This window comes from Pseudomonas sp. B3G-3 (assembly GCF_028640915.1).
Classification (GTDB): domain Bacteria; phylum Pseudomonadota; class Gammaproteobacteria; order Pseudomonadales; family Pseudomonadaceae; genus Aquipseudomonas; species Aquipseudomonas chlororaphis_I.
The window spans coordinates 1-13,703 of the sequence record NZ_JAQZAB010000100.1; the positions used below are offsets into that span (position 1 = coordinate 1).

Annotated in this window: 12 protein-coding genes; 8 read left to right on the plus strand and 4 right to left on the minus strand. The window is 64.5% G+C overall.

Annotation, left to right across the window (positions count from 1 at the left end):
* Nucleotides 1-3: 3 nt before the first annotated feature.
* Complete coding sequence (locus PVZ80_RS12835; RefSeq protein ID WP_016702824.1) at nucleotides 4-648, minus strand: hydrolase; 645 nt, start codon at nucleotides 646-648, stop codon at nucleotides 4-6.
* A gap of 182 nt (nucleotides 649-830) precedes the next feature.
* Here PVZ80_RS12835 and PVZ80_RS12840 point away from each other — a divergent pair, with 182 nt between their 5' ends.
* From PVZ80_RS12840 to PVZ80_RS12865, 6 genes are all read left to right on the plus strand, one after another.
* Nucleotides 831-1,733, plus strand: a complete 903-nt coding sequence (locus tag PVZ80_RS12840; protein ID WP_009048369.1) for a LysR family transcriptional regulator — start codon at nucleotides 831-833, stop codon at nucleotides 1,731-1,733.
* Nucleotides 1,734-2,105: 372 nt separating this feature from the next.
* The gene (locus PVZ80_RS12845; RefSeq protein WP_273864008.1) at nucleotides 2,106-2,765 is read left to right on the plus strand and encodes a methyltransferase family protein; all 660 of its coding nucleotides are present in this window, start codon (nucleotides 2,106-2,108) and stop codon (nucleotides 2,763-2,765) included.
* A gap of 475 nt (nucleotides 2,766-3,240) precedes the next feature.
* Nucleotides 3,241-4,605: a glutamine synthetase family protein gene (locus PVZ80_RS12850; protein ID WP_053268734.1), complete on the plus strand. Its 1,365-nt coding sequence runs from the start codon at nucleotides 3,241-3,243 to the stop codon at nucleotides 4,603-4,605.
* Nucleotides 4,606-4,663: 58 nt separating this feature from the next.
* Nucleotides 4,664-5,977: an NAD(P)/FAD-dependent oxidoreductase gene (locus PVZ80_RS12855; protein WP_053268733.1), complete on the plus strand. Its 1,314-nt coding sequence runs from the start codon at nucleotides 4,664-4,666 to the stop codon at nucleotides 5,975-5,977.
* 286 nt (nucleotides 5,978-6,263) lie between these two features.
* Complete coding sequence (locus tag PVZ80_RS12860) at nucleotides 6,264-6,656, plus strand: VOC family protein (protein WP_028682644.1); 393 nt, start codon at nucleotides 6,264-6,266, stop codon at nucleotides 6,654-6,656.
* A 141-nt stretch (nucleotides 6,657-6,797) separates the two neighbouring features.
* Nucleotides 6,798-8,636: a flavin monoamine oxidase family protein gene (locus PVZ80_RS12865; protein WP_273864009.1), complete on the plus strand. Its 1,839-nt coding sequence runs from the start codon at nucleotides 6,798-6,800 to the stop codon at nucleotides 8,634-8,636.
* 79 nt (nucleotides 8,637-8,715) lie between these two features.
* On the opposite strand, the gene PVZ80_RS12870 is transcribed toward PVZ80_RS12865, so the two are convergent.
* On the minus strand, nucleotides 8,716-9,618 hold the full coding sequence (locus PVZ80_RS12870) for a LysR family transcriptional regulator (protein ID WP_009048363.1): 903 nt from the start codon (nucleotides 9,616-9,618) through the stop codon (nucleotides 8,716-8,718).
* Between the two features lie 100 nt (nucleotides 9,619-9,718).
* On the opposite strand from PVZ80_RS12870, the gene PVZ80_RS12875 reads away from it, so the two are divergent.
* Nucleotides 9,719-10,942, plus strand: coding sequence for an aspartate aminotransferase family protein (locus PVZ80_RS12875; RefSeq protein WP_273864010.1), 1,224 nt, complete (start codon nucleotides 9,719-9,721; stop codon nucleotides 10,940-10,942).
* Nucleotides 10,943-11,075: 133 nt separating this feature from the next.
* On the opposite strand, the gene PVZ80_RS12880 is transcribed toward PVZ80_RS12875, so the two are convergent.
* A complete protein-coding gene (locus PVZ80_RS12880; RefSeq protein WP_041986822.1) occupies nucleotides 11,076-11,615 on the minus strand; it encodes a DUF4174 domain-containing protein in 540 nt (179 codons plus the stop codon).
* Nucleotides 11,616-12,119: 504 nt separating this feature from the next.
* Between PVZ80_RS12880 and PVZ80_RS12885 the strand changes: the two genes are divergently transcribed.
* Nucleotides 12,120-12,989, plus strand: a complete 870-nt coding sequence (locus tag PVZ80_RS12885) for an isocitrate lyase/PEP mutase family protein (RefSeq protein ID WP_009048360.1) — start codon at nucleotides 12,120-12,122, stop codon at nucleotides 12,987-12,989.
* Between the two features lie 90 nt (nucleotides 12,990-13,079).
* Here PVZ80_RS12885 and PVZ80_RS12890 read toward each other — a convergent pair whose 3' ends face one another.
* Nucleotides 13,080-13,484, minus strand: coding sequence for a response regulator (locus PVZ80_RS12890; RefSeq protein ID WP_009048359.1), 405 nt, complete (start codon nucleotides 13,482-13,484; stop codon nucleotides 13,080-13,082).
* Nucleotides 13,485-13,703: the final 219 nt, after the last annotated feature.

Below are 13,703 nucleotides of genomic sequence, written 5' to 3' on the forward strand. Positions count from 1 at the left end.
GGCTTACTTGACCTGACGCTGCGGCGCCTTGTGCACCATGGTGTAGGCATAGTCCACGCCCATGCCGTAGGCGCCGCTATGCTCGCGCACCAGGTCCATCACCGCGTCGTAGGTTTCCTTGTGCGCCCAGTCGCGCTGGAATTCGAGCAGCACTTGCTGCCAGGTCACCGGCACCGCGCCGGCCTGGATCATGCGCTGCACCGACATGTCATGGGCTTCCTGGGTAGTGCCACCGGAAGCGTCGGTGACGATGTACACCTCATAACCTTCGGCCAGGGCTTCCAGGGCCGGGAAGTTCAGGCAGACCTCGGTCCACAGCGCGGCCATGATCAGTTTCTTGCGTCCGGTGGCCTTGACCGCTTCCACCAGTTTCTTGTCTTCCCAGGAGTTCATCGAGGTGCGCTCGATCGGCTGGTGATCCGGGAACACGCTGAGCAGTTCCGGCCAGATGTAGCCGCTGAAGCTTTCGGTTTCCACCGAGGTGAAGATGGTCGGCACGTTGAAGATCTTCGCCGCCTTGGCCAGGCCCACGGTGTTGTTCTTCAGGGTCTGGCGGTCGATCGACTGCACGCCGAAGGACATCTGTGGCTGGTGGTCGATCAGGATCAGGGCGGAGTTGCTTGGGTTGAGCAGTTCACGGATAGACATGGCGCGTTCCTTTTGATGTCGATAGCTAAGTGGGTAAAAGCGTTGAGTTGCAAAATTCGGGGGCTCGGCGCGGGTTCCGCTGGGGAGGCTTTGCTGCCGGCTTGGTGGCTAATTTAGGGGCTGGATTAAAAAGGGACAATTCCCTAAAATCGAGAATCATTGATTCCAAAATAGGGACAGTCATGGATCGCATCGAATGCATGCGCGCGTTTGTCATCACGGTCGATGCCAACGGCTTCGCCGCTGCGGCCCGGGCCATGGACGTGCCGCGCTCGAAAGTCAGCAAACAGATCCAGGCACTGGAAGAAGCCATCGGCGTGCAACTGCTGCACCGCACTACTCGCAGCCTGCACCTGACCGAAGCCGGCGCCGAGTACTACGAGTCGGCGCGGGAAGTCCTGGCCGCCGTGGACGAAGCGGAACAACGGGCGCGGGACGGCATCGGCGAATTGCGCGGGGTGCTGCGGGTCAACGCGCCGATGTCCTTTGGCCTGCGCCGCCTCGGGCCGCTGGTGCCGCTGTTCCATGAGCAGCACCCGAACATCGAATTGCAACTGGTGCTCAGCGACCAGCAGGTGGACCCGGTGCGCGGCGGTTTCGACGTGACCATCCGCATCGCCAGCCTGGCCGACTCGTCGATGGTCGCCAAGCTGCTGGCCCCGGCGCCGCGGATCATGGTGGCCTCGCCGGACTACCTGAAGCGCGCCGGCATTCCGCAGACGCCCCGCGACCTGACCGCCCACCAGTGCCTGAACTATGGCTACCTGCAAAGCGGAGTCAGCCTGCAATTGAGCAACGGCAAAGACACCCAGCGCGTCCACGTCACCGGCCCGCTGCACGCCAACAACGGCGACCTGCTGGCCCAGGCCGCCGAGGCCGGCATGGGCATCGCCCTGCTGCCCGACTTCATCGTCGCCGACGCCCTGGCCGCCGGCCGCCTGGTGCCGGTGCTGTGCGAATGGCAGGCGCCGCCGATCAGCATCCACGCGGTGTACCCGTCGGCCCGGCGCGTGCCGCAAAAGACCCGGGCCTTTATCGAATTCCTGGTCGCCCAGTTGGCGGAGAAACCGCCTGTGCATCCGTAGGTGATCCAGGCGAGATGGGGTGTCAGATACACCACCTCGCGGGCAAGCCTCGCTCCTACAGAAGCCGGGAACACCATGGCGTCCCTGTAGCCGCTGCCGAGCCCGCGAGGCTGCGATCGGCACCGCAGGGGCCGCAAAACCGGGCACCACGTTCCTACAGGCAAACCGCATGCGCAGGTTTTGCGAGGACTTCGTCCTCGAGCGCAGCCTCGCGCTACTCGGCAGCGGCTACAGACATGCGTGAACACCTCCTCTTCTGTAGAAGCCAGGCTTGCCGGCGATGCAGGCGACGCGGTGCCGCGGGCGACCTGGGCTGTCTCGACGATGGACCTACACTGAATGCATACACCTCGGCATTCGTGAGGGGCCATCATGCGTAACTCTCCCAGACTCGCGGCGCTCAGCCTGGTCGCCTGCCTCGTCTACCTTGGCCTGGCCATCCTCGGCATGGGCGGGCTGGTGGCGTTCTTCTCCCACCCCGCGTTGTGGGTCATCGCCCTGTCCTTGCTGGCGATGGCCGGCGTGGCCCAGTTCAGCGAAGGCAACCTGAGCCCCGGCAAACAGGAAGACCGGGAAAACCGCTGGGTCCTCGCCGCCTTCGGCATCCTCGGGCTGTTGCTGGCCTTTCTTCCCGCCTACACCGACCGCCTGGATTTCTGGACCTTTGGCGGCACCGACACGCGCTGGTTCGGCGTGGTGTTCTTTATCGCCGGCGGCATCTTGCGGCTGTGGCCGGTGTTCGTGCTGGGCAATCGCTTCAGCGGCCTGGTGGCGATCCAGCCCGGCCATCAGCTGGTGACCACCGGCATCTACGGCACCCTGCGCAACCCGAGTTACCTGGGGTTGCTGATTAATTGCGTGGGCTGGGCCCTGGCCTTCCGCTCCGGGGTCGGCCTGCTGCTGACCGCCTTGATGCTGATCCCGCTGATCGCCCGCATCCACGCCGAAGAAGCCTTGCTGCGCAAAGAGTTCGGCAAGCAATACGACACTTACTGCGCCTACACCTGGCGCCTGGTGCCCTGGATCTACTGAGGACTTTTTCCGTTACGTTGCCGGGGGGCGGTGTTAAATATTTTGTGACGCGCCCCTTGGCAGCGAGGACCAGTCCCGGTAAAACGGTGAGCCTCACTTGCACGAAATGTCCGTGAATTCTTGACGAGATCCGCCGGCCGATGAACGCCTTGTGTTGCCGCCCGCCCTGCCAGACATGCGCTGCTGCCCCGTGCAGCCGTATCGGCATTGGCATGGCGACAACACAATGCACCCACGGCGATCTCCACGGCAACCCCGGGGACCTGCGATGAAACTGCTGGTCAACCTGCCCATGGCCCTGTGCCGCTCCCGCCTGCGTCATTCCTCGCGCCCTCCGGATCTCTCGCTTTCGCTCTGAACGCGCGCCTTTGCGCGTCGAGCCCTGCCGCCTTGCTATCTGCCATTGCAACCGGGCCATGCCGGCGCCGCTGCATGAACCGAACCTGCGCGCCGTCATGGCGCAAGCGAGAGAACCATGAAATTTGCAGCCCTTGACGAGGCCCGTAGCTTCCTGGCCGCCAACCCCGATATCGACATGATCGAGCTGTTCATCCTCGACGCCAACGGCGTGCCGCGCGGCAAGCTGCTGCACCGCGAAGAACTGCTGGCGGTCTATGAAAGCGGCCGCCCGCTGCCCAGCACCATCCTCGGCCTGACCCTGCAGGGCGACGACGTGGAAAACTCCGGTCTGGTCTGGGACGTCGGCGATATCGACTGCCGCGCCTACCCGCTGGCCGGCAGCCTGGTGCGCCTGCCGTGGCGACAGATCCCCACCGCCGCGGTGCAGGTCAGCATGCACCCGCAGGAAGGCCTGCCGGCCAGCATCGCCGACCCGCGCCACCTGTTGATCAAGGTCATCGACCAGCTCAAGGCCGAGGGTTATCACCCGGTGATGGCCTGCGAGCTGGAGTTCTACCTGCTGGATACCAAGCGCGACAGCAACGACCGCCCGCAACCGGCGCTGGACGCCGACGGCGGCCGGCCACGGCACACCCAGGTCTATGGCCTGCGCGAGCTGGAGCAGATCGAACCCTTCCTCGCCGACCTCTACGCCGCCTGCAAGCTGCAAGGCATTCCGGCGCGTACGGCGATTTCCGAATACGCCCCGGGCCAGGTGGAAATCACCCTGGAGCACGGTGATGCCCTGGAGGCCATGGACCAGGCGGTGCGCTACAAGCGCCTGGTCAAGGCCGTGGCCCACCAGCACGGGATGCAGGCGACCTTCATGGCCAAGCCCTTCGATGACCTGGCGGGCACCGGCATGCACATGCATGTGAGCCTCGCCGACGCCGAGGGCCACAACCTGTTCGCCGCCGCAGACCCGGCCGGCACCCCGCTGCTGCGCCAGGCGGTGGGTGGCATGCTCGCGTCGCTGCTCGACTCGCTGCTGCTGTTCTGCCCCAACGCCAATTCCTATCGCCGCTTCCAGGCCAACAGCTACGCGCCGCTGGCACCGACCTGGGGCGTCGACAACCGCACGGTGAGCCTGCGAGTGCCGGGCGGCCCGGCCAACAGCCGGCATATCGAGCACCGCATCTGCGGCGCCGACGCCAACCCCTACCTGGCGGCCGCGGCGATCCTCGCCGGGATCCATCGCGGCCTGCGCGAACAACTCGATCCGGGCGACCCGGTGCAAGGCAACGGCTATGCCCAGGCCAGCGAACTGCTGCCCACCGACTGGCTGACCTCGCTGACCGCCCTGGAGAACTCCAGCTGGGCCCGCAATGCCCTGGGCAGCGAATTCCTCGGGGTCTACCTGGCGGTCAAGCGCGCCGAATACCGCCAGTTCATGGCCGAAGTCGGCGAACAGGACTGGCGCTGGTACCTGACCCAGGCGTGACGCGCTGACCGGCGTCACGGCGCCGGCCCGGCCCCCTCCCAGCATTCGAGAACGACCCATGACAGCCGCACTCAACCCGGTAACACCAGCAGCCGAACGCTGCCCTTCCTACTACAGCGCCACCCTGAATGACGAAACCGCCTACCCGACCCTGCAAGGCCAGGTGAGCGTCGACGTGGTGATCATCGGCGGCGGTTTCACCGGCGTCGCCAGCGCCGTGGAACTGGCGGAAAAAGGCCTGAAAGTGGCCCTGGTCGAAAGCCACAAGATCGGCTGGGGCGCTACCGGGCGCAACGGCGGCCAGGTCACCGGCAGCCTGTCCGGCGACGAGGCCATGCGCAAGCAGATGCGCCGCACCCTGGGCGACGAGGTCGACGATTTCATCTGGCAACTGCGCTGGCGCGGGCACCGGATCATCCGCCAGCGCGTGGACAAATACGCCATCGCCTGCGACCTCAAGCACGGCCACCTGCATGCCGCCTACAAGCCCAGCCACCTCGCCGGCCTGCGTGCCGACTATGAAGAAGCGGTGCGCCGCGGCATGGGCGACGAGGTCAGCCTGCTGGACCAGCAACAGCTGCGCGAGGTGCTGGACAGCCCGCTGTACCACGGCGCGATCAAGAACACCCGCAACCTGCACCTGCATCCGCTGAACCTGTGCATCGGCGAAGCCCGCGCCGCCGAGAGCCTCGGCGCGCTGATCTTCGAGCACAGCGAAGTGCTGCAGATCGTCCACGGCGAGCGCCCGGCGGTGATCACCGCCCAGGGCCGCATCGACGCCAGACAGGTGCTGCTGGCCGGCGACGTGTACCACAAGCTGGAGCCGAAACAACTCAAGGGCAAGATCTTCCCGGCCATGGGCGGCATCGTCACCACCGCGCCCCTGGGCGACCTGGCCAAGCGCCTCAACCCCCAGGACCTGGCGGTCTACGACTGCCGCTTCGTGCTCGACTATTACCGCATGACCGCCGACGGCCGCCTGCTGTTCGGTGGCGGCGCCAACTACAGCGGCAAGGACTCGCGGGACATCGCCGGCGAACTGCGCCCGTGCATCGAACGCACCTTCCCGGCGCTCAAGGGCGTGGCCATCGACTTCCAGTGGAGCTGCGCCATGGGCATCGTGATCAACCGCATCCCGCAACTGGGCAAGCTCTCGGACAACGTCTGGTATTGCCAGGGCTACTCCGGCCACGGCATCGCCACCAGCCACATCATGGGCGAGATCATGGCCCAGGCCATCACCGGGCACTTGGGCGACTACGACACCTTCGCCGCCTGCCAGCACATCCGCGTACCCTTCGGCGACCAGCTGGGCAACCCGATGCTGGCGGCGGGCATGTGGTACTACCAGATGCTTGAACGGTTACGTTGAGCCCCGTACTCCTCGCTTCTGTAGGAGCGAAGCTTGCTCGCGATAGCGCCCTCACGACCGCCATCGCCAGCAAGCCTTTCGCCGCGACACCTGCCTGGTAGCGATCTGTAACCATTGAAAATCATCGTCCCTGGAATCGGGTAGTACGCTTGCGCGGCACCCTGAATGCTCAGTGCCAAAACCGACCGGGCACCCCTACTCAAGCGCACGCCCAAGCGGGTGCCAAGTCAACACATAAACCGGCCTTCGTGGCCCTCCAGTTTCAATGAACAAGGATCGCTCAAGCATGAAATTCGCCTACACCATTTTCTATGTCCCGGATGTCAGCGCCTCGCTGGCTTTCTTCAATCGCGCCTTCGGCCTGCCCACCCGTTTTCTCCATGAGTCCGGCACCTACGGCGAACTGGAAACCGGCGCCACCGCCCTCGCCTTCGCCGCCCATGAACTGGGCGCAATGAACTTCAACGGCGGCCACGTCGAGGCCCACAGCTCGGCCAGGCCGCTGGGCATGGAAATCGGCCTGGTCTGCGCAGACGTGCACGCCGCCCACCAACGGGCACTGGATGCCGGCGCCAGCGAACTCAGCGCGCCCGGCGAAAAACCCTGGGGGCAGACCGTGTCCTATGTGCGTTGCCCCGACGGCCTGCTGGTGGAGTTGTGCACAGCGGTGCAGTCCTAGTTCCTTCGGCTCGTGCGGGCACAAACCCCGCCCAACCTATACAACCCGGGAATCTGCTCTAGGCTGAAGCCTCGGCGACTATGGATATAGAGCCATCGAGCAAGTGGAAACACATGGAAATGACTTTCAAGGAGAAACCCCATGTCTGCGATTCCTTCAAGAACCAACCGCTCTCCCCTGCGCATGAACAAGGATGTCACTGCGCTGATTCCGGACTTCCCCTTTCACTACGCCAACTATTTGCAGAGCGCGGCTAATCGAAAGCTTCCCCCCTGCCAGGTAGACCCGGCGAACTATGGGCAGAAAGTGTTGATCGTCGGCGCTGGCGTCGCCGGCCTGGTCGCCGCCTATGAAGCCATGCGCATGGGCCTGCACCCGGTGGTGGTCGAGGCCTCCGAGCGCATCGGCGGACGGCTCTACTCCAAGGTCCAGGGCGACCCCGAAAACCCGGGCAGCCAGGCGCTCTGTGAACTGGGCGCGATGCGTTTCCCGGTGTCGGGCAAGGCGCTGTTCCACTACTTCCGCAAAGTCGGCATGACCGAAAACTCGGCGGACTTTCCCAACCCGGGGACTGCCGCGGCGATCAGTACGGTGGTCGATTACCGTGGAGAGAAGGTCTATTACGAAGTGGACGGCAACCCGGCCTTTCCAAAGCCACAGGAATACGTCGAGCTGGAAAACCAGTTCTTCGATGACTTCCTGGAAAACTACCACTTCAAAGATCTGGAAAAGGCCATGACCGAGGGCTCCATCGATCAACAGAAGATCAAGCAGCTCTGGAATGCCATCGTCAAACCTCAGTCGGGAACCAGCGGCGACGACGTCAGCTTCTACGCCGCGCTCCTGGAAAATTCCGGCTGGAGCAAGGCCGATATCGACCTGTTCGGCCAGATCGGCTTCGGCACCGGCGGCTGGAACACCGACTACCCCAACAGCATCCTCGAGTTGCTGCGCGTGCTGTACACCGGCCTGGACGCCGACCACCAACTGATGTTCGACGGCTCCTCGAGCCTGCCGCAACGGCTCTGGTCCAAGGCGCCGAAGGAACTGGGGGACGTGATGCTGCACTGGGGCGAGGACACCACGGTCGAAGCGCTGTCGCGCGAGGTGTTCGACGACCCGTTCCACAAGGAGGTGCGACACATCGAGCGCCAACCGGACGGTTCCTTCCGCGTCGCCATCACCGACACCCGCACCCGAAAGACCCAGCAGTGCCACTTCCCCAGCGTCATCTACACCCCGCATGTGCGGATCCTCGACAAACTGCGCTACTCGGGGAACCCGCAAAGCCTTCCCGCCATGAACAGCCTGCTGCCCATCGATACCTGGGAAGCCATCATGTACACCCACTACATGCAGTCGGCGAAGATTTTCGCCGCCACCCAGCGCCCGTTCTGGAACGACCTTGTGGTGGGCGACGAGCAACGCAAGATGAGCATCACCCTCTCCGACCGCCTGACTCGCGGCACTTACCTGGTCGACTACTCGGCCAGCAAGGGCGACTACAAAGGCAGCGGGATCTTCCTGTCCTACACCTGGAACGACGATGCTCTGAAGTTCCTCGGCGACCGCCCCGCGCCGTTGCCGCAGCATGTCGAGCTGTGCACTAACCTGCTGGACAACATCTACCCGGGGATCAACCTCAACGAGCAATACAGCACCGTCAATACGTTCGTGGAGCACAACTGGGAGGATCAGCCGCTGTACCTGGGCGCCTTCAAGATGAACCTGCCAGGGCAGTACGAATATCAGCGGCGGATCTTTTCCCAGTTCATGAGCGGCATCGACACGGGCAATCCCGACCGCTTCATCCTGGCGGGCGATGACGTGTCCTGGACGGCCGGCTGGGCCGAAGGCGCGGTCACCACCGCGATCAATGCGCTGAACAAGCTGGCGGTGTGTTTTGGCGGTGGCAGCCAGCCGGCCAACCCGGGGCCGGTGGAATCCTGGGAGCAGTTGAAACCGGTCGAGTTGAGCTGACTGGTAAATAGCCTCACTCCAGACCCCGTCGCTGCCAGGTCGGCACGACGGGGTCTTTGTTTCATGACATGGCGCTTGCTTAGCGCCCCCATTTCTCCAAGGCGAACTCGACGAAACTGCGCAGCTTGGGCAGGCGGTAACGGTCCTGGGCGTAGAGCAGGTGCATCGCCCGCCGGGGCAATTGATAGTCCTGCAGCACGGGCACCAGCCGCCCCTGTTGCAGGTCTTCTTCCACCAGGGCATCGGGCATCATCACCACCCCCAAGCCACCCCGCGCCGCGCGGTGCAGGCCGGACGAGGTGTTGGTCAACAACGAGCCGGACACCGGGATCAGCACGTCGCCCTCGGGCCCGCGCAACGGCCATTGGGTGGCGGTGGAGCTCCACTCGTCACCGGCCGGATAGGCGAACGCCAGGCAGTTGTGGTGCTGCAGGTCCTCCGGGACTCGTGGCGTGCCGCAGCGCTGTAGATAGTCCGGCGCCGCGCAGATGGTCAGGGTGTAGTCCTCCAGGGGCCGGGCGATCAGCGACGAGGTGTCCAGGTTGCCCAGGCGAAAAGCCACGTCGAAGGCACCGTCGATCAGGTCGAAGCGCTGGTTGGCCAGCGTCAGTTCCACCTTGACCTGCGGGCAGCGCAGCTGGAATTCGCTCAGGGCCGGCGCCAGGCGCTCGGTGCCGAAGGTCAGCGGCGCGGTGATGCGCAGGGTGCCCGACGGCTCGCCCTGGACCTGTTCCGCCATGCGCTCGGAGTCCGCCACCAACCCCAGCACCGCCAGGCAACGCTGGTAATACTCGGCGCCGAACTCGGTCAGGCGCTGGCGCCTGGTGGTGCGGCTGAGCAGGCTGACCCCGAGGCGCTGCTCCAGGGCCCGCAGGTGATTGCCGACCATGGTGGTGGACAGGCCGCACTCGCGGGCAGCGGCAGTCATGTTCCCCGCCTCCACCACCTTCACGTACACCGTCATCGCCTGGAACAGATCCATTATCAACCCTGACTTGAAGATGATTAAAGAATTGACGAGTTTATCTAGCTCAGGTGGCTAACGATACTGCCCGCACACCCCTTGGATGGAGCTACCCGTCATGACCGCCACCTGCCTGATGAACACCTATCAGCCGCTGCCGCTGAGCTTCACCCGCGGCCTGGGCACGCGCCTCTGGGACCAGGCCGGCCGCGAATACCTGGACGCGGTGGCCGGCGTGGCGGTGACGGGCGTCGGCCATTCCCATCCCAGACTGGTCAGCGTCATCAGCGAACAGGCCGGCCTGCTGCTGCACACCTCCAACCTCTACGGCATCGACTGGCAACAGCAACTGGCGCAGCGGCTGACCCGCCTGGCCGGGATGGACCGGGCGTTCTTCAACAACTCCGGCGCCGAAGCCAACGAGACCGCGTTGAAGCTGGCGCGGCTGCACGGCTGGCACAAAGGCATCGAGCGGCCGCTGATCATCGTCATGGAGAACGCCTTCCACGGCCGTACCCTGGGCACCCTGGCGGCCAGCGACGGGCCGGCGGTACGTCTGGGCCTGAACTCGCTGCCGGGGGATTTTCTCAAGCTGCCCTTCGGTGATCTGGCCGCCCTGGAGCAAGCCGCGCAGGCCCACGGCCCGCGTATCGCCGCGGTGCTGATGGAGCCGATCCAGGGCGAAAGCGGTATCCGCCTGGCCCCGCCCGGCTACCTCAAGGGCGTGCGCGAACTGTGCAGCCGGCGCAACTGGCTGCTGATGCTCGACGAGATCCAGACCGGCATCGGCCGCACCGGCCAGTGGTTCGCCTGCCAGCATGAAGGCGTAGTCCCGGACGTGATGACCCTGGCCAAGGGCCTGGGCAACGGCATCCCCATCGGTGCCTGCCTGGCCCGGGGCAAGGCTGCGCAACTGTTCACCCCCGGCAGCCATGGCAGCACCTTCGGCGGCAACCCGCTGGCCTGCCGGGTGGCCTACACCGTGCTGGAGATCATCGAGCAACAAGGCCTGCTGGCCAACGCCAGGCGCCAGGGCGAGCACCTGCTGCAACGCTTGCGGGCGGAGCTGGCCGATCACCCGCAGGTCCTGCAGGTGCGTGGCCTGGGGTTGATGATCGGCATCGAGCTGAAAGCCCCACAACGCGAGCTGGCGCTCCGGGCGGCCCAGGATCACGGACTGCTGATCAACGTGACCCGGGGCAGCACCATCCGCCTGCTGCCAGCGCTGATCATCGACGAGCGGGAAGTCGAGATGATCGTGCGCGGGGTCAGCCGGACATTGCAAAGCGCCGAGGTCGATGGCGATGCAACAAAAGAGGCAGGAATGCTGGCGGTGTCGTGACCGATGCCTGATGGCCGGGTGAGGTTAATCAGAACGCTTCGCGAGCAAGCTCGCTCCTACAGGGGGCATGCGCGTTTCTGTAGGAGCGAGCTTGCTCGCGATGGGATGGATCAGCAAACGGTGTGGGCCGGGCTCAGTCGTCCAGCGGTTTCGGTGGCGCCGCAGGCTTGCCCGATTTGGCGGCTTTGCCGGCGTGGGCTGCCTTGACTTCCGAGACCGGCGCTAACGTCGGCGCAATGGCTTCCTTCTCCGCGGCCGGCAGCTGGTCGACGGTGCTGAAGACTTCCTTGAGTTCGATGGCCCCGGAATGTTCGAGCTTCTTCTCGCCGTCCTTGCCCACCAGGATCACCTTGGTCTGCGCCCCGGCGCCAAGCTTCAGGCTGCGGATCAGCGCCATGGTCGATTGCGGGTCCAGGTCCTTGCCGTCGCGTTGGCCGATGGTGTTGATCACCGTGTAGAGCACCATGTTGCGTTCGCTGAAGGCCTGGCGGTTGGCCGGCTCGTCGAGGGACTTCTTCAGCGCCACCAGGGTCGGGTCCACGGAGCTGGGTGCAATCACGATCAATGGGCGCGCCTTGCCCTGATCCTGGGCCAGAGGGCCTTCGTTGTCGGCCGCCATTGCGGGGCCGACGACAGCGAGCAGCGTTGCGAGGGTCAATGACCGAATGAACATGCGTCTCTCCTTTGGGTATCCACGTCCTAATGATTGCGCATCAGGGGAAAAGGTCCAGACCTGGACTCAAATTCTGACATTTTATTGAGCCATGCCCGTGATCCGCGGTGCGGGAACCGTCGCTGCGCGTGCTCGTTTTCGTCGCGAGCGATCGACGCTCCCATAAATACCAGTGATGAGCGAACCCTCTCAATCGGCATGATCGACCCGCCCTGGCGCCCATGACAACCGGCATGGCCTATGCCGTTCTGGCATGGGCCCATACGAATTCGTCATCATTTTCGCCGCGGCGGCGTGATAGCCTTCACCCCGGCCATAACAAGAGCGCCCGCCTGGCTTTTTCCATCCGGTGCGGCGTCACCCGCCGTTTCATACCTGCTTGCTTCGTCTTCATCTGCCCAGGTTTTCGCAGCGACCCTTCTACACAGGCTCGCTGGACGACCGATTGCATTTTTGACTCGACGCTATCGTCGGCATCTCTTTTACCTCCTTCCGGGAGTTCGTATGTCCAGGCTGTCTCATCAAGATTTACGCCGTAGTTTTCGCGAGTTGATCGCTTCAGACTCCTGCTTCCACACTGCCTCCGTCTTCGACCCGATGTCAGCGCGGATCGCCGCCGACCTGGGGTTCGAAGTGGGCATTCTCGGCGGCTCCGTCGCCTCGCTGCAGGTGCTGGCCGCGCCTGACTTCGCCCTGATCACCCTGAGCGAATTCGCCGAGCAGGCCACCCGCATCGGCCGCGTCGCCCAACTGCCGGTGATCGCCGACGCCGACCACGGCTACGGCAACGCCCTCAATGTGATGCGCACCGTGGTCGAGCTGGAGCGCGCCGGCGTCGCCGCCCTGACCATCGAAGACACCCTGCTGCCGGCCCAGTTCGGACGCAAGTCCACCGACCTGATCTCGGTCGCCGAAGGCGTGGGCAAGATCCGCGCGGCGCTGGAAGCCCGGGTCGACCCGGAACTGGCGATCATCGCCCGGACCAACGCGGCGATCCTGCCGATCCAGGAAATCATCAGCCGCACCCAGCAATACGAGCGCGCCGGCGCCGACGGCATCTGCATGGTCGGGGTCAAGGATTTCGAGCAACTGGAACAGATCTCCGAGCACCTGTCGGTGCCCCTGATGCTGGTGACCTACGGCAACCCGGCGCTGCGCGACGATGCGCGCCTGGCGCAACTGGGCGCGAAGATCATCGTCGACGGCCACGCGGCGTATTTCGCGGCGATCAAGGCCACCTACGACTGCCTGCGCGAACAGCGGCAGATCTTCACCCAGGCCTCGGACCTCAGCGCTACCGAGCTGGCCCACACCTACACCCAGCCCGAGGACTACATCGTCTGGGCCAAAGAGTTCATGAGCGTCAAAGAGTGAGCCGCTAGCTCACCCTCCCTTGCGATCACCGAGGACCCGAGGTCCTGGGTGGTCGAAAGCCGCTTCGCGCCTCACCTTCCGCCCCACTCTTTATTCCCCCGTCCCGTTCAACGCTTCATCGACACAGTCGAGGATCTGCCCGATGGTCCAGGGTTTGCGGATGAACGACACCGGATAGCGAATTCCGGAACTTTGCGGCGTCTCGTAACCGGACATCACCAGCACCGGCATGCCCGGCCAGCGCTCGCGCACCCGGTTGGCCAGGCCCGCGCCGTTCAGGGTGCCCGGCATATTGATATCGGTCAGCAGCAGGCGCACCTGCTCCGGATGGCTTTCCAGGAACCGCAGCGCCGCATCCGCGCTGGGCATGGCCTGGGTGGCGAAACCCTCGTCCTGCAGGATCTCGCAGAGAAACTCCAGGATCATCGGCTCGTCCTCGACCACCAACAGCAGGCGACAAGGCTGGCCTGGATCGACGGATGACACTGGACTCATGAGGATGCCGCTCCCTGACTGCGTACACGATCCTGGCGCGATTACGCCACTTAGAGTTATGAGCAGTGCCGGGCCGATAAATTCATTCAGGCTTCGGACAAGATCGACGGAGCGCCATGGGTGACATGACAGGCAATCACTTCAGCAGCTCTTGTTGACCGCGGACCGCTCGGATGCAGGTGCCATGTTCACGCACTCCCAATGTCGTGACGAGGCTGG